Source organism: Streptomyces sp. SS1-1, assembly GCF_008973465.1.
Lineage (GTDB): Bacteria > Actinomycetota > Actinomycetes > Streptomycetales > Streptomycetaceae > Streptomyces.
In genome coordinates, this window is sequence record NZ_WBXN01000004.1 from 6,995,805 (window position 1) to 7,011,876 (window position 16,072).

13 protein-coding genes are annotated in these 16,072 nt (G+C 75.3%); 9 read left to right on the top strand and 4 right to left on the bottom strand.

Features of this window, described 5'->3' with window-relative positions; all coding sequences use genetic code 11:
- Positions 1 to 38 precede the first annotated feature (38 nt).
- The 4 genes from F8R89_RS36980 to F8R89_RS33355 all read left to right on the top strand — a co-directional run bounded on the left by F8R89_RS36980 (position 39) and on the right by F8R89_RS33355 (position 8,333).
- Positions 39 to 3,932 carry an HAD-IIIC family phosphatase gene (locus F8R89_RS36980; RefSeq protein WP_264158912.1) on the top strand — a complete coding sequence of 1,298 codons (3,894 nt, stop codon included), beginning with the start codon at positions 39 to 41 and terminating at the stop codon, positions 3,930 to 3,932.
- A gap of 49 nt (positions 3,933 to 3,981) precedes the next feature.
- A complete protein-coding gene (locus F8R89_RS33345; protein ID WP_151787494.1) occupies positions 3,982 to 6,354 on the top strand; it encodes a thioester reductase domain-containing protein in 2,373 nt (790 codons plus the stop codon).
- Between the two features lie 59 nt (positions 6,355 to 6,413).
- The gene (locus F8R89_RS33350; protein WP_225994565.1) at positions 6,414 to 7,490 is read left to right on the top strand and encodes an alpha/beta hydrolase; all 1,077 of its coding nucleotides are present in this window, start codon (positions 6,414 to 6,416) and stop codon (positions 7,488 to 7,490) included.
- Between the two features lie 63 nt (positions 7,491 to 7,553).
- A complete protein-coding gene (locus F8R89_RS33355) occupies positions 7,554 to 8,333 on the top strand; it encodes an alpha/beta fold hydrolase (RefSeq protein WP_151787496.1) in 780 nt (259 codons plus the stop codon).
- A 16-nt stretch (positions 8,334 to 8,349) separates the two neighbouring features.
- On the opposite strand, the gene F8R89_RS33360 is transcribed toward F8R89_RS33355, so the two are convergent.
- Positions 8,350 to 8,898 carry a lipoprotein gene (locus F8R89_RS33360; protein WP_318841318.1) on the bottom strand — a complete coding sequence of 183 codons (549 nt, stop codon included), beginning with the start codon at positions 8,896 to 8,898 and terminating at the stop codon, positions 8,350 to 8,352.
- Here F8R89_RS33360 and F8R89_RS37255 point away from each other — a divergent pair.
- The 3 genes from F8R89_RS37255 to F8R89_RS33370 all read left to right on the top strand — a co-directional run bounded on the left by F8R89_RS37255 (position 8,810) and on the right by F8R89_RS33370 (position 10,632).
- Complete coding sequence (locus tag F8R89_RS37255; RefSeq protein WP_318841319.1) at positions 8,810 to 9,112, top strand: hypothetical protein; 303 nt, start codon at positions 8,810 to 8,812, stop codon at positions 9,110 to 9,112. The genes F8R89_RS33360 and F8R89_RS37255 overlap by 89 nt on opposite strands.
- Positions 9,109 to 9,894 carry a maleylpyruvate isomerase family mycothiol-dependent enzyme gene (locus F8R89_RS33365; protein WP_151787498.1) on the top strand — a complete coding sequence of 262 codons (786 nt, stop codon included), beginning with the start codon at positions 9,109 to 9,111 and terminating at the stop codon, positions 9,892 to 9,894. The genes F8R89_RS37255 and F8R89_RS33365 overlap by 4 nt, the downstream gene beginning before the upstream one ends.
- A 105-nt stretch (positions 9,895 to 9,999) precedes the next feature.
- Complete coding sequence (locus tag F8R89_RS33370) at positions 10,000 to 10,632, top strand: class I SAM-dependent methyltransferase (RefSeq protein ID WP_225994566.1); 633 nt, start codon at positions 10,000 to 10,002, stop codon at positions 10,630 to 10,632.
- Positions 10,633 to 10,654: 22 nt separating this feature from the next.
- Here F8R89_RS33370 and F8R89_RS33375 read toward each other — a convergent pair whose 3' ends face one another.
- Positions 10,655 to 12,244 carry a glycerol-3-phosphate dehydrogenase/oxidase gene (locus F8R89_RS33375; protein ID WP_151787500.1) on the bottom strand — a complete coding sequence of 530 codons (1,590 nt, stop codon included), beginning with the start codon at positions 12,242 to 12,244 and terminating at the stop codon, positions 10,655 to 10,657.
- A complete protein-coding gene (locus F8R89_RS33380; protein ID WP_151787501.1) occupies positions 12,241 to 12,840 on the bottom strand; it encodes a TetR/AcrR family transcriptional regulator in 600 nt (199 codons plus the stop codon). Before F8R89_RS33380 ends, F8R89_RS33375 begins: the two co-directional genes overlap by 4 nt.
- A 73-nt stretch (positions 12,841 to 12,913) precedes the next feature.
- On the opposite strand from F8R89_RS33380, the gene F8R89_RS33385 reads away from it, so the two are divergent.
- A complete protein-coding gene (locus tag F8R89_RS33385) occupies positions 12,914 to 14,509 on the top strand; it encodes an FAD-binding oxidoreductase (RefSeq protein WP_151787502.1) in 1,596 nt (531 codons plus the stop codon).
- An 82-nt stretch (positions 14,510 to 14,591) separates the two neighbouring features.
- On the top strand, positions 14,592 to 15,473 hold the full coding sequence (locus tag F8R89_RS33390) for a YegS/Rv2252/BmrU family lipid kinase (RefSeq protein WP_151787503.1): 882 nt from the start codon (positions 14,592 to 14,594) through the stop codon (positions 15,471 to 15,473).
- Between the two features lie 27 nt (positions 15,474 to 15,500).
- Here the strand turns inward: F8R89_RS33390 and F8R89_RS33395 are convergent, their stop codons facing one another.
- Positions 15,501 to 15,887 carry a helix-turn-helix transcriptional regulator gene (locus F8R89_RS33395; protein ID WP_151787504.1) on the bottom strand — a complete coding sequence of 129 codons (387 nt, stop codon included), beginning with the start codon at positions 15,885 to 15,887 and terminating at the stop codon, positions 15,501 to 15,503.
- Between the last annotated feature and the right edge of the window lie 185 nt (positions 15,888 to 16,072).

Here is a 16,072-nt window from a genome sequence, read left to right on the forward strand (position 1 = left end):
GCGGCCTGGGCGGCCTCGGCCGGGTCGTCGCCGAACGGCTGGCCGCGCGGGGCGTCCGCCGGCTGGCCCTGCTGGCCCGCAGCGCCCCCGGGGCGGACGCCCTCACCTGGATCGACGGGCTCCGCGCACACGGCGTCACCGTGCACGTGGCCCGCGCCGACGTCACCGACCGCGCCGCCCTCACGGCCGCGCTGGACGGCGTGCGCGCGGCGCTCGGGCCGATCACCGGGGTCGTGCACACGGCCGGTGTCCTCGACGACGCCACCCTCGCCCACCTCGACACCGACCGCGTCACGGCCGTGCTCGCCCCGAAGGTCCTGGGCACCGCCCTGCTGACCGAACTCGTCCCGGAGGCAGCGGACTTCGTGCTGTTCGCGTCCGCCGCCGGTCTGCTCGGCTCCGCCGGGCAGAGCGCCTACTCCGCCGCGAACGCCTTCCTCGACGCGTGGGCCCACCACCTCGCCCTGCGCGGACGCCGGGCCCTCAGCCTCGACTGGGGAGCGTGGGCCGGCGTGGGCATGGTCGCGGGGTCCGACGCCCGCGCCGCGCAGACCGCCCGCTCCGGACTGGTCGCCCTGTCCGCCGGGAACGGCGGGGAACTGTTCGACCGGGTGCTGACCACCTCCCGACGGCAGCTCGCCCCGCTCGCCCTGGACTGGGAACTGCTCGCCCTCGACCCGGACGCCGTCCGCACCCGCCCGATCCTCGCCGGCCTGGTGACCCTGCCCGCCCCGGCCACCGGCACCGACGACCTCGTCGAGAAGGTGCTCGCGGCGGCCGACGACGCCGAACGGGCCGTCCGGCTCGAGGCGTACGTCCGCGCCCGGATCGCCGAGGTCTCCGGCGGCCCCGCCCAGGTCCCGGCGACGACCGCCCTGAAGGAACTCGGCCTGGACTCGCTGATGCTGGTGCGGCTGCGCAACGCGTTCGCCCGCGACCTCGGCGTCGAACTCCCCGCCGCCACCGTCTTCTCCGCCTCCGACCTGCGCGGCCTCGCCGAGGCGCTGCGCACCGCGCTGCCCGGGCGCACGCACACGGCCCCCGACGAGCCGGACGCCACGGCCGAGGTCCCCGACGAGGAACGCCTCCCCGCGACCCGCGACGTCGTACGGCTGCTGCGCAGCGCCCGGCCCGGCATGCCCGAGGCCGCCCACGCCGTCGGTCTCGCCGTACGCCTCACCACCCCCGTCACCCGGGCGACCCTGGCCGGCGTCCTCGACCGCCTCGTCGCCCGGCACGCGGCCCTGCGCACCGCCGTGACGGACGCGGACGGCGGCGGGCGCGTGCTGCGCGTACGCCGGGAGCTCGCGGCGACACCGCTGCGCTGGACCGTCGTCCCCGACGGCACGGAACCGGACGCCGCCGCCCGGCTCCGCGCCCTCCTCGAACCGCCCTTCGACCTGGCCACGGCACCCCTGTGGCGCTTCGAGCTGCTGGACTGCGGCGAGCACGGCCAGATCCTCGTCTACGGCGCCCACCACGCCGTCAGCGACCTGCAGTCACTGCTGCTGGTGGCGGCCGAGATCGACGCCGAGCTGACCACGGGACCGCTCGGCGGCACCGTCACCAACCGCGAGGCCCACCAGCTCATCGAGGCACAGCGCGCCGACGGGCCCGGCGTCGTGGACGGGTGGCACGAGATGTTCCGGGGCAGCGCCCGCCTCGACCTCACCCTGAGCCGGCCCCGCCCGAAGACCCGCACCTACCGGGCCGGGAGCGTCACCCTGCCGATCCCCGACGGGCTGGCCGAGCGGATAGCGGCCGCCGCGAGCACCCTCGCCGTCACCCCGGCCGCGTTCTGCCTCGGCGTCCTCACCGTCCTGCTGGCCCGCAGGCGCGAACGGGAGCGCTTCGTCCTCGCCGTGCCCGTCGACACCCGCGTCCACGCCGACGCCTACGACGCGGTGGGCTTCTTCGGGGTGCCGGTGCCGTTCCCCGCCGAGGCGCGGGCGGGGGAGCGGGTCGAGGAGGTGCTGCGCCGCACCGACGGACGCCTGGAGAAGGTGCTGACGAAGGGCGCGATGTTCTCCGACGTGCTCCCGGTGCTGGCCGAGGAGGGCCTGTACCGGGCCGACGCGCCCCTGGTCGAGGTGTACTTCAACTACGTCCGCTCCGGCGGCGGTCTGAAGGCCCTGGAGGTGCTGCCGGCCGGGACCGGCCACTCCGACCTCGACCTGATGGTCACCATGACACCGGACGCCGGCCGGATCCGGCTCGACCACAACCTCGACATCCTGGACGCCGACGCCGCCACCGGACTCGGCGAGGAACTGCTCCGGCTCCTCGCGGACACGGTGGACGACCCGTCCGCCCCGGTGCGCGCCCCGGCACCGGCCGCCCGGCCCGGCCACCGGCTCGCCCTCGCCGCCACGTTCGCCCTGGGCAACCTGCCGCGGATGTGCGAGGCGGCCCTCGGCGCTGCCGCGCCCGGCACCCCGGTCACCGTCGCCGAAGCCCCGTACCACCAGGTGCCGGCCGCCCTGCGCGACCCGTCGGGTGTCTTCGCCGCCCCGGACACGACCGCGGGCGCCGTCCTGCTGCGGGCCGCCGACCTCGAGCGCTTCGGCCCCGTCGACGACGAAGGACTGGCCGAACTGCGCGCGGCCTACACGGGCGCCGTTCGCGCCGCCGCCGAACGCCGCCGCGCCCCGCTCGTCGTCGGCGTCCTGCCCTCCGCCCACGCCGGGGAACGCCTCGCCGGATGGGAGCGGGAGGTCGCCGCCGACCTGGCCGAGGTGCCCGGTGTGGCCGTCCTCGGGCCGGACGCGTGGACCCGGGACCACGGCGTGGACCAGCCGTTCGACGAACGCACCGAGCGGCTGGCCCATCTGCCGTTCACCGCGCCGTTCCAGGCCGCGGTGGCGCTGCGCCTGGCCGAGGCCCTGCGCGCCGCGCACCGACCGGCACCCAAGGTGATCGCCGTCGACGGAGACGAGACCCTGTGGGGTGGCGTGGCCGGCGAGGCGGGCCCCGAGGGCGTCGAACTGGGCGGCGATCGGACCCTGTTGGCCCGTCGGCTTCTCCAGTGGCGGGCGGCCGGCACGCTGCTCGTGCTGGTCAGCAACAACGACGAGGACACCGTACGGGCTGTGCTGGACCGCCCGGACAGCCTGCTGAAGGCGGAGCACTTCAGTGTGATCTCCGCCGCGTGGGAACCGAAGCCGGACCGGCTGGCCGAAGCGGCCCGCACCCTCGGTCTGGGCCTGGACAGCTTCCTGTTCCTCGACGACAACCCGGCGGAGATCGCCCGGATGCGGGCTACCGCACCCCAGGTGCTCTCGGTGACCTGCCCGGGCACCGGTGAACTACCCGCGTTCCTGGACCGGTTGTGGCCGGTGGTCCCGGTCGCGGCCACGGCCGAGGACGCGCTGCGCGCCCGGTTCTACGCACAGGAACGGCGACGGGACGCCGTACGCGAGGAGACCGGGTTCGAGGAGTTCCTCGAGCAGTTGCGGCTGGAGGTCGATGTCCGGGCCCTGACCGACGCGGACGTCGGTCGCGCCGAGCAACTCGTGCGCCGCACCAACCAGTTCACCCTGCGCGCCCGCTCCGCCGACGGCGGAGACGTCCGCCGCTGGCGCGAGCACGGCGAGGTGTGGACGGCGTCCGCCCGCGACCGTTTCGGCGACTACGGCCAGATCGGCCTCCTCGCTCTACGCGCCGAGGGCGACCGGCTCGACGTCACCGGCTGGCTGCTCAGCTGCCGCGCCCTCGGGCGGGGCGTCGAGGAACGCCTCCTGACCTGGCTGGCCGGACGCGCCGAGGAGTCGGGATGCGCCGAGGTCCGGCTGACCGCCGAACGCACCCCCCGCAACACACCGGCGCGCCGGCTGCTCGCGGCGCTGGGCGGAGGCGACCTGGACGACGACCGGTTGGAGGCCGTCGTCACCCCGGACGGTCTCCGGGCGTTCCGCTCCTGGCGGCGGACGTGACGGCGGCGGCTCCCATCGACATACGTGCAAAGCGACTTGAAGGGCTTCCATGCGTGAGGTGAACGAGAACAGGCCGGCGCCCGCCGACCAACGGGCGACCGCCGAGGCGATCGAGCGGGGCGGCATCGGTCTCTCGGTGACCGACCTGCTGGCCGGGCTCACGCCCGACGCCGGCCCACCCCAGGGGGTGACGGCCGCCGCCCCTGAGCCGGCCGTCGCCCCCCGCGACGAGCCCGCCCCCACCCCCCGAGACGAGCCGGCCCTCGTCTCCGCCGTGGCCGCCCTCGCGGGTCGGTACGTCCCCGCCGGGCATCTGGCGCCCGACGCGGACTTCTTCGACGCGGGCGGCACCTCCGTGCACGCGGTCGAACTGGTCGCCGCGCTGGAGGCGGACCTCGGCCTGACGATCGACCTCGACGAGGTCTTCGCGGACGCGCGGCCCGCGAGCCTGGTCCGGCGTGCCATCGGGGCGGACGGGGTCATGGCCGCCGTGGAACAGCCCGCCGCACAGGCGCCCACCGAGGCCCGGACTCCCGCACCCGTCCTCCCCGCACCGTCCCCCGCCGCCCCCGCCGCTCCCTCCGATGCCGTGGCCCGCCCCGAGGACCTCGCGCAGATCCTCGCCGACCTCTCCCTCGCCGACCGTCTGCCGTTCGTCGGATCGCCCGAACCGGCCCCGCCCCGCCGGGTCCTGCTGACCGGCGCCACCGGCTTCCTCGGCAGCCATATCCTCCTGGACCTGCTGCGGCACAGCGACGCCCATGTGTACTGCCTGGTCCGCGCAGCCGACGAGGAGGCGGCCGTGGCCCGGCTCGGCGAGGCGCTCAAGAAGTACGCGCTGCCCTGGTCGTCGGAGGTCCGCCGGCGGGTCACCGTCCTCCCCGGCGACATCCGCGAACCCCGCCTCGGCCTGTCCGGCGAGCTCTGGGACCGCCTCGCCGGGCAACTGGACAGTGTCGTCTCGGTCGCCGCCGCCGTCGACTTTCTGCGCGGCTACCCGTCGCTGCGCGCGAGCAACGTGCTGGGCGCGCTCACCCTGGCCGAACTCGCCGCGACGGGCCGCCCCAAGCCGCTGCACCACATCTCGTCCGTCGCCGTGTTCAACGAGGTCGGCATCCCCTCCATGGGCGAGGACGACCCGCTCGCGCACATCGACCGCCTCGTCGCCGGCTACGACCAGTCCAAGTGGGCCGCCGAGGTCGCCCTGCGCCGCGCCCGCGACCACGGTCTGGTCGTCACGGCACTGCGGCCCGGCGGGATCGGCGGGCACACGAGGACCGGCGCCTACAACGCCCAGGACCTCAGCAGCGGCCTGCTGTCGGCGTTCGCCCGGTACCGCACGGTCCCCGCCTTCCGGCACCTCAACGCCGCCCCGGTCGACTGGGTGAGCCGGGTCGCGGTCGCCGTGATCTGCGAACCGGACGCCTGGGGCTTCGACTACCACCTCACCGGCGTCCCCAACACGCTCGACGACGTCGTACGGGACATGGCCTTCGGCGGGATGCACGTGCGCGTGCACGACTGGGAGGAGTGGCGCGCCGACACACTCGCCCGCCTGGAGGCCGAGCCCGTCCCCGAACTGGGCTTCCTGACCAGGGTGTTGCGCAGCCCGACCGCGCTGAAGCTGTGCGAGGCGACGCTGACGGGCCCGGCGGCCAGGGCCGACCGCACCGACGCGCTCGTCGAGGCGCTCGGTCTGCCGCCCGCCGCCCGTTACGACGCCCGGGCGCAGCTGAAGACGTTCGAACGCCTCGCCGGTGACGGCCTGGCCCGGCTGCCGCACAAGGACGACCAGCCCTACCTGTGGTTCTCCGAGACCACGGAGGGCGGCGTCGGCCCGGTGGGGTCCGCGCCCGACGGGCCCTGCTCGATGGCCCTGACCCTGTCCGTGGCGAGCATGCACCAACTGGTGACCGAGCGGCGCGTCGACGTCCGCGGCGAGGTCACCTGCCCGGCCGTGCACCCGGCACCGCTCACCGTGGCCCGCGGCGACGTCTGGGTGCGCCCCGAGGAGGGCATCCCGCACCACCACGGCCTGCGCCACCCGCTGCTGCGCTACCGCCTGGCGCTGACCGACGCCGACGGGGGCCGCTGGTGGCTGGAGGGCCACAAGTACGCCCGCGCGCGCCGGGACCTGTGGCGGCAGACCCGGACCCTCACGGTGGAACTGGGCCGCGAGGGCGCACCGGCGACCCTGGCGGGCGAGGTCGTCGTCCCCGCCGGCACCTACGTCCGCGACCAGATCGACGGCATCCGGATGGACCCGCGCCTGACCGGCCGGGAGAAACGCGCCGCCAAGCTGACCTGGCTCGCCTGGTTCGGGCTGGAGATGGGCCGGGGCCTGGCCGGGCCCTTCGCCCGGGCCGCCGCGGACCTGCTCGACCTGCGCCGCACCCCGAACCTCACGGAGAACCACCGATGATCTTCCGGACCCCAGCCCCCCGTACGACCCGGCCGGCCCTGCGCAGGGTCCGGAGCACCGTGACCCCCCGGCCCCTGCGGCACCGCCTCGACCCGGCCACCGTCGAGGAGATCCCGCTGCGGGCGGGCGACGGGGTGCGCCTCGGCCTGACCCGCGTGGACCCGGGCGAGCAGGGCCGGCCCGCCGTGCTGCTGCTGCACGGGCACACCGCCTCCGCCGACATGTTCCTGCTGCCGGAGACCCGCAACCTGGTCGACGTCCTCCTGGACGACGGCTACGAGCCGTGGCTGCTGGACTGGCGGGGCAGCTGCCGGCTGCCGTACAACGAGACCGGCGGGCGCTACACGTACGACGACGTGGCGCTGCACGACATCCCGGCCGCCGTCTCCCGCGTCCGGGCGCGCATCGGCGACCGGCCGCTCTTCGTGGTCGCCCACTGCATCGGCTCCCTCACCCTGTCCCTGAGCATGACGGCGGGCCTGGTGCCGGGGCTGGCCGGCGTGGTGTCCCAGGGCGTCTTCCTCACGCCGAAGCTCGCGGGCCGCACCTCGCTGCGCATGACCCTGGCGGGCGAGCTGCTGAGGTCCAGCGTCGACCACATCCCCGTCGACTTCCGCAGGGTCGGCCTGTGGTCGAAGTACACCCCGCTGTTCGCGCTGGCCTCGCGCGGCGCGGACTGCCCCGACCCGACCTGCCAGATCCTGCACCACTCGGCGTGGGGGACCGGTGCCTCCCTGTTCGTCCACGAGCACCTGTCCGCCGCCACGCACGACCGGCTGGCCGAACTCCTGGGTCCCGCCCCGCTGTGGATCCTGCCGCATCTGCGCCGGATCGAACTGGCCCGTACGGTCGTCCGCTGGCACGACACCGACCACCGCTACCGCGCCCTGCCGGAGAACGCCCTGGACGCCGCCGGCCGTATCGACACCCCGGTGCTGCTCCTGTCGGGCAGCGAGAACGGCCTGTGGCTCGACTCGCAGAAGCTGTGCCACGAGGTCCTGGCCAGTCGGCAGCCCCAACTCGACGTCCGCTACACGGAGATCCCGGGCTACGGGCACCTGGACACGTTCCTCGGCCGGGGTGCGGCCCTCGACGTGTTCGGGCACATCCTCGACTTCCTCGGTGAACGCCGGTGACGGCGGGCCGCACGGCCGGATACCGTACCGGTCAGTAACCGGCTCGCTCCCAGGAGGCCCTCCATGCCGCAGCTCGAAGTCGACGGTGCCACCCTGACGTACGACGACGAGGGCCCCCGCGACGGCGAGGGCGCGCCCCTGGTGTTCGTGCACGGCTGGACGGCGAACCGGCACCGCTGGGACCACCAGACGGCCCACTTCTCCCAGGCGCGCCGGGTCGTCCGGCTCGACCTGCGCGGGCACGGCGAGAGCACCGGGGCGGGCGTGCGCCGCGTCGACGACCTCGCCGCCGACGTCCTCGCGCTCCTGGACCACCTGAAGATCGAGCGGTTCGTGATCGTCGGCCACTCGATGGGCGGCATGATCGCCCAGACCATCGCGCTGTCCCACCCGGAGCGGGTCGAGCGCATGGTGCTGGTCAACTCCATCGGCAAGATGGCCTACAGCCGTGGCCGGGCCCTGCTGATGGCGGCCTCGACGCTCGTGCCGTTCAAGCTGTTCGTCGCGGCCAACATCCAGCGCGCCTTCGCGCCCGGCCACCCCCGCGAGGAGGTCCGGGCCCACATCCGCGCCTCCGCCGGCACCCCGCGCGAGGTCGTCATGACGCTGTACGGCGCCATGCGCGCCTTCGACGTCTCCGACCGGCTCGGCGCGATCCAGGCGCCGACCCTGATCGTGCACGGCTACCACGACGTCCAGCTGCCGATCGGCCCGATGCTGCGCCTGGCCACGGCCTACCCGGACGCGGAGGTCCGGGTGCTGGACGCCGGGCACGAGCTGCCCGTGGAGAAGCCGGCCGAACTGACCGCCGTCCTCGACCGGTTCCTCACCCGAGGCGACTGAACGGACGGCGCCCGGCTCAGCCGGCGCGCAGGGTCCGCTTGGCCAGCTCGTAGGCCGGGAGCATCGCCCGGTGCTCCTCCGTGTCCAGTCCGCCGAGGTGGAGGACGACCGGGCCGCGCTTCGTGGTCACGGCCAGGGCCCGCTGCTCCTTCGTCTCGTCCAGGACCTTGCTCGTGTACTGGTACGTCACCTCGGCGCCCGTGACGCCGTCCGCCGCCTCGAAGGTGCGGTACTTCGCCTTCCCGGCGCCCTCCTCCGCCGCGACGAACTCCTTCAGCACCGAGCGCGCGTCGGCGTCGCCGGGCTCGCCCGTCCAGACGCGCAGGAAGCCGATGGCGCCGGCCGGCTTGGCGTCGATCTCGCAGGCCATGGTGACCGGGCCCTGGTGCAGCAGGGCGTCCGCCAGCTCCCCGGCCAGCTCGTCGTCGTTCCCGGCGGGCTTCGGGTCGACGGCCTTCGGCTTCCAGGACGCGGCGATGTCGAAGGTCACGGGGAGCTCGCAGGCCGATCCGGCGGCGCCGACGCTCCCCCCGCTTCTCGCCGCGCCCGGCCCGCTTCCGGACACCTCGGCCGACGCACTCGCCCGGCCGTCCGCCGGCTCCTCGCCGGAGCCTCCCGAACACCCCGTCAGCACCGCGCCCAGCAAGGCCGCGCCGGCCACCCCGCGCCGTATCCGTCCCGTCCTCACCCGCATGGTCGCTCCCCACCCGATCCTGATCAGCCGCCTCACAGTAGTCGAGCCCTCGGACACGCGGCCCTGCGGCATCATGAGGCGATGACTCCGCCCGCCTTCGAGGACCACTGCGACACGATCGTCACGCAGACCGAACGGCTCACCGCCCAGGTGCGCGGCGCGGGCCTCTCCGCCCCGGTGCCCACCTGCCCCGGCTGGACCCTCGGGCAGTTGCTGCGGCACGTCGGCGGTGATCACCGCTGGGCCGAGGAGATCGTCCGGACCCGGGCCGCAGGCCCCGTCGGGAACGACCTCGTCGACGCCCCCCGCGCCGACCCGAGCGCGGACACGTCCACCCTGCTGCCGTGGCTCACCGAGGGCGCGGCACGTCTGAGCGCCACCCTGCGTTCCGCGGGACCCGACGTCCTCGCGTGGAACCCGTCCGCGGACCGGCCGGCGCCCGTGCGGTTCTGGGCCCGGCGGATGGCGTACGAGACAGCCGTGCACCGGGCCGACGCGGCACTGACGACCGGGACGCCGTTCACGCTCGACGCCCGTCTCGCCGCCGACGCGGTGGAGGAGTGGCTGGAGTTCTCCACGTTCCCCGAGGCGTACGCGCCCCACCCGGACCTGCCCGACCTGCTCGGCCCCGGCCGCACGGTGCGCTTCGAGGCCCCCGGCGCGGGGACGTGGCACGTCGACCTCACCGGCGAACGCCCGGTCCTGAGGGCCGCTTCCGGCGCTCCCGCGGCGACCGCGCGCGGCCCGGTGACCGACCTCCTCCTGTACTTCTACCGTCGGCCCGCCCCGGCCGTGGTGACCGGCGGCGACACGGCACTGCTGGACCTCTGGCGGACCCGGGCCGGCTTCTGGCTGGAGGCCCCGTAGCGCGACGGTTTGCCGATCCGGCAACGGTGTTTGTCGCCGGGGAATCCCCCCGCGCAGGCTTGAGGTGCGCGACCGCGCCCCTTTCCTATGCACCGGGAGGCACCCGTGACCGAGACGAACGCCCTGGAGGCCGCCGAGTTCTGGGAGGCCCGGTACCGCGACGGCGGCCCCGTGTGGAGCGGCCGCCCCAACGCGCTGCTCGTGCGCGAGACCGAGGGGCTGACCCCGGGCACCGCACTCGACCTCGGTTGCGGGGAGGGCGCCGACGTAGTGTGGCTCGCCTCGCGGGGCTGGACGGTGACCGGTGTCGACATCTCCCGCACGGCGCTGGAGCGGGCCGCCCGGCACGCCGCCGAGTCCGGGGTCGCCGACCGCACGTCCTGGGAGCGGCACGTCCTCGGGGAGACGTTCCCGGGTGGGACGTACGACCTGGTCAACGCGCAGTTCCTGCAGTCGCCCGTCCCGCTCGACCAGCGCCTCGTCCTGCGCCGGGCGGCCGACGCCGTGGCGCCCGGCGGCAGCCTGCTGCTCGTCCTGCACGCGGGCTGGCCGTCCTGGCAGACCGAGCCGCCCTTCGAGGCGGAGTTCCCGACCCTGGACAGCGTCGACGAGGACCTGGCCCTCGCCGAGGCGGAGTGGACGGTGGTGACACGGGAGACGGTCCGCAGCCCGCACACGTCCCCCGACGGCGTGGAGGGCCACCGGGACAACCACGTGTGGCGGTTCCACCGCCGCTGACCTCGCGAGGCCCGGCCGGGGGTCACCCCTCGCCGGCCCCCGCCGGAGCCTCCTCGCCCAGGGCCTCGCGTGCGGCGTCCAGGGCGGCCGTCCGGTCGGCCGGGACCAGGCCGACGCGGGTGCGCCGGTCGAGGAGGTCGGACTCGTCCAGGGCGCCCTCGTGCCGTACCGCCCACAGCAGTTCGGCGGCGGTGACGGGGTGGCCGGGAAGGAGCGGCTCGGCGAGCCGGGGGTCGCGGGCGCCCAGTGCCGCGACGGCCGCGGCCTCGGTGCCGTAGCGCTGGACGAGGCGGCGCGGGGCCCGGACGGCCGCGAGGGCGGCGGGCGACGCGGCGCCGACGAGCGGGAGCGACGCGGTGGGGGAGGGCCCGGCGCCGATCCGGCCGGTGGCCACGGCGGCGTCGACGGCGTCCTCGGCCATCCGCCGGTACGTGGTGAGCTTGCCGCCGACCACCGTGATCACGCCCTCGGACGAGGTGAGGACCGCGTGCCGGCGGGAGACGTCCGAGGTACGGGCGGCCCCCGAGCCGCCCTCGGCCGTGGTGTCGAGCAGGGGGCGCAGCCCGGCGAACGCGCCGACGACGTCCTCGCGTCCGACCGGCGCGTCCAGGACGGAGCCGAGCACGTCGAGCAGGAAGCCGATGTCGGTCTCCGGCACCTCGGGGACGTCGGGGAAGGGGCCCTCGACGGGCTCGTCGGTGAGGCCCACGTACACCCGGCCGTCGCCCTGCGGCAGCACCAGCACGAAGCGGTTGGTCTCCCCGGGGACGGGCACGTGCAGTCCGGCGGGCAGCGGGCCCAGCCGGTCGGAGCGCAGCACGAGGTGCGTGCCGCGCGAGGGGCGGATGCGGATGCCCTCGACCAGTCCGTCGGCCCAGACGCCGGTGGCGTTGACGACGACGCGGGCCCTGATCTCGCCCTCCTCGCCGGTCAGTTCGTCACGGACGCGGGCGCCTGACGCGCCGAGCTCCAGGGCCCGGACCCGGGTCAGCACGCGGGCGCCGTGCGCGGCGGCGGTGCGGGCCACGGCGGTGACGAGGCGGGCGTCGTCGGTGAGCCGGCCGTCCCAGGACAGCAGTCCGCCGCGCAGGCCCTGGGCGCGCAGGGCGGGAGCGAGGTGCCGGGTCTCGACGGCGGAGAGGCGGCGCGGGGCGGGCAGCGTGGCGCGGGCGGTGCGCGCCGCGAGGCGCAGCGTGTCGCCGGCCCGGAAGCCGGCCCAGGCCAGCGCGGACTGGGCGCGGGAGACCAGCGGGGTCAGGGGCAGCACGAACGGCTGGGCGCGCACCAGGTGCGGTGCCGTGCGCTCCATCAGCACCCCGCGCTCGACGGCGCTCTCGTGGGCGACGTCGAACTGCGCGGAGGCGAGGTAGCGCAGACCGCCGTGGATCAGCTTGCTGCTGAAGCGCGAGGTGCCGAAGGCGAGGTCGTGCGCGTCGATCGCGGCGACCGTCAGCCCGCGGGAGGCGGCGTCCAGGGCGGCGCCCGCGCCGGTCGCGCCGAGACCGACGACCAGGACGTCGACGGCCGGACCGCCGACGGTCGCGGAGAGTTCGCGGGCGCGCCGGGCGGCGGACAGCGACGCGCCGCCGGGCGGGGGAGGGGCGGTGCTCATGGCGTCAGGGTCCTCTCGATGATGCCGCGCAGCTCCGCCAGGAAGGCGTCGCCGTTCAGCTCGGTGTCGTCCGCGTCGGTCATGGTCCGCAGGGACAGGGCGAAGGACTGCACGATCAGCAGCAGGGCCCGCGCCTGCCGTTCGACGTGCCCCTGCCGCACCGACCCGTCGGCGTGGCCCTCCCGCAGCACGTCGGCGAGCAGGGCGAGCAGCGCCTCCTGGCTCGCGCCGCGCCGGTCGAGGACGTACGGCAGGAGCAGTTCCGGGTCGACGTCGAGGATCTTGTGGAAGAGCGGGTGCGCGCGGAACGCGGCCACGCCCGCGACCAGCCCGTCGGCGATCAGGTCGCGGGTGAGCGTCCCGGGCCGCCGTTCGGGCATGGCGCCGGTGGCGGCCGCGACCCACTCACGGGTCATCAGATCCCCGACCAGGGAGCGCACATCGGGCCAGCGCCGGTACAGCGTCATCCGGGAGACCCCGGCGCGGCGGGCCACGTCGGTCATCGTCGTACGGCGGACTCCGACGGCGAGGACACAGTCCCGCACCGCGTCGAGGACCGCGTCACCGTCCGAGTGGTTGTGACGAATAGGCGTCATGTGTCACAGTGTAACGCCTGCGAGGCCGTCCGGGACACGGCATCGCCCGACTCGACGGTGAGGACGACAGCCGATGGACATGCTGTGGAGTGGCTGGGGCGACCCCGCCAAGGCGGCCCCCCTGCCCGAGACCGTGACCGGGCTGCTGCGCGACCTGCTCGGCGTCAAGCCGCGCACCACCGCGCCGGTCGCCCTCGCGGACATCGCCGTACCCGAGCCGGGTCTCGAACCCGCCGCGCTCCAGGCCCTCGAGGCCGCGGCCGGCGGCGCGGAGCACGTCCGCACCGACGCCGAGGCACGCGTCCGCCACACCCGGGGCAAGTCCACCCCCGACCTGCTGCGCATCCGCGACGGCGAGGTGGCCGCCGACATCCCGGCCGCCGTCGTCCTGCCCGCCGACCACGACGAGGTCGTCGCGGTCCTGCGCGCCTGCGGCGAACACGGCCTGCCCGTCGTCCCGTTCGGCGGCGGCACCTCCGTCGTCGGCGGCCTCGCGCCCACCGGCCGGCGCCCCTTCGTCGCCCTGGACCTGCGCCGCATGGACCGGATGCTCGCCCTCGACCCGGTCTCCCGCACCGCCACCCTGCAACCGGGCCTGCGCGCCCCGCAGGCCGAGGCGCTGCTCGCCGCACACGGCTTCACCCTGGGCCACTTCCCGCAGTCCTACGAGTGGGCCAGCATCGGGGGTTTCGCCGCCACCCGCTCCAGCGGCCAGGCGTCCGCCGGGTACGGCCGCTTCGACGAGATGGTGCTCGGCCTGACCGCCGCCACCCCCGAGGGCACCCTCGACACCGGCCGCGCCCCGCGCTCGGCCGCCGGTCCCGACCTGCGCCAGCTCCTGCTCGGCTCGGAGGGCGCGTTCGGCGTCATCACCTCCGTGACCGTCCGGGTCCGGCCCGTCCCGCGGACCCGCGTATACGAGGGCTGGCGGTTCGCCTCCTTCGAGGAGGGCGCCGCCGCGCTGCGCCGCCTCGCCCAGGACGGCCCGCGCCCCACCGTGCTCCGGCTGTCCGACGAGACCGAGACCCTCGTCGGCCTCGCCCAGCCCGACGCCATCGGCGGCTCCCTCCCGCAGGACGCGGGCTGCCTCGCGATCACCGGCTACGAGGGCACCGAGGAGGACACCACCCACCGGCGCGAGCAGGCCGCGGCCGTCCTGCGCGCCTGCGGCGGCACCCCCCTCGGCGAGGAGCCGGGCCGGCGCTGGGCGCACGGCCGCTACTCCGCCCCCTATCTACGGGACTCCCTGCTGGACGCGGGCGCGTTCGCAGAGACCCTGGAGACCGCCACCTTCTGGTCGTCCCTGCCCGGCCTCCACGCCGCCGTCCGCGACGCCCTCACCGGCACGCTCACCGAGGCCGGCACCCCGCCCCTGGTGATGTGCCACATCTCCCACGTGTACGAGAACGGCGCCTCCCTGTACTTCACCGTCGTCTCGGCGCAGGGCGACGACCCCGTGGCCCACTGGGACCGGGCCAAGCGCGCCGCCAACGACGCGATCCTCGCGGCCGGCGGCACCATCACCCACCACCACGGCGTGGGCACGGACCACCGCGACTGGTACGTCCGCGAGGCAGGCGCCCTGGGCGTTCAGGCGCTGCGCGCCGTCAAGCGCCGGCTGGACCCGTCGGGCCTGCTCAACCCGGGCGTCCTGCTGCCCCTCGACTGACGCGCCCACGCACCACCCCGGTACATTCCCCTGCACCTCCCGCCTCTGGCGGCTCCTGGCCGCCGGCCCGAAAGGCACACCGATGCGACAGTTCACCGCCATCGTCAACCCCACGGCGGGCGGGTCCGCCGCGGCTGCCGCGCTGCTGGACGTGGCCCGGCCGCTGCGGGAGGCCGGCGCCGGCCTGGAGACCCTGTACAGCCGCAGCCTGGCGCACGCCCAGGAACTGGCCCGGGACGCCGGGGAACGCGGGCGGGTGGTGCTCGCCGTGGGCGGCGACGGCATGGCCGGGGGTGTCGGCGGCGCCCTCAGCGGCACCGACGCCCTGCTCGGGCTCGTCCCCGCCGGCCGCGGCAACGACTTCGCGCGCGCCCTCGACCTGCCCACCGATCCGGCGGCGCTCGCCCGGGTACTGCTCGACCACGAGCCCAGCGCGGTCGACACCATCGAGGTCGAGTCGGCCGTCCACCCGCGCACGGTCGTCCTCGGCAGCGTGTACGCCGGGGTCGACGCCCTGGCCAACCGGCACGCGAACAACTCCACCCTGCTGCGCGGCGCCGCCTCCTACTACGCCGGTGGCCTGCGCGCCGTCACGACCTGGCGCCCCGCCCGCTACCGCGTCACCGTCGACGGCCACGAGCATCTGCACGTCGGCTACACGGTCGTGGCCGCCAACTCCGGCTACTACGGCTCCGGACGCCGGATCGCGCCGGACGCCCGCGTCGACGACGGACAGCTGGACCTCGTGATGATCCGGCAGGCGCCGCGCCGGCTGTTCTTCGCCCTGATGAACGAGCTCAAGACCGGCGCGCACGTGCGCCGCCCCGAGGTCGAGATCCTGCGGGGCAAGGAGATAAGGATCGCCGCCGACCGGGACGTGCCCTACGGCGCGGACGGCGAGGTGGACGCCACGCTCCCCGTCACCGTCCGGGTCCTGCCGGGCGCCCTGCGGGTCCTGCGCTGAGCGGCCGCGGGCTTCCCGGGGCGTCCGTCAGCCGCCCTCGGCCTGGACGGACGAGCCCTCCACCTGGATGGGCGAGCGCGTCGCCCGCAACTGCTCGGACGCGGTCTCCCGCTGCGCGTGGTCCTGGATGAGCAGACCGATCAGCGCCGCGACCGGCAGCCCCGCCTCCGCGGGGTGTCGCAGCAGTTTGCCCGGCTCGACCCGGTAGGTGTTGGTGCGGCCCTCGCGCTTGTGGGACAGGTAACCGTCCCGTTCCAGCTCCGAGATGATCTTCTGGACGGCGCGTTCGGTGAGCCGGCAGTGCGCCGCGATGTGCCGGATGCGGACATCCGGATTGTCGGCGATCGTGGCCAGCACGCGTGCGTGATTGGTGAGGAACGTCCACCCGGTGTGCGGCTCAGGGACTGCATCCATGGCCCCTACCTTACGACCTCGGATTCACGTATACAAAAACACGTACTGCGTTTCATGTATCAGTTGACGTGTACGGCGGTTCGGGTTCAAGCTGTACGGGAGACGGGGAGACCTGAGGGAGAGGCGGACATGCCCGAGCTCGCGTCGGTACACATTTCTGCCGTAGGCGACACCACGGATGCGGA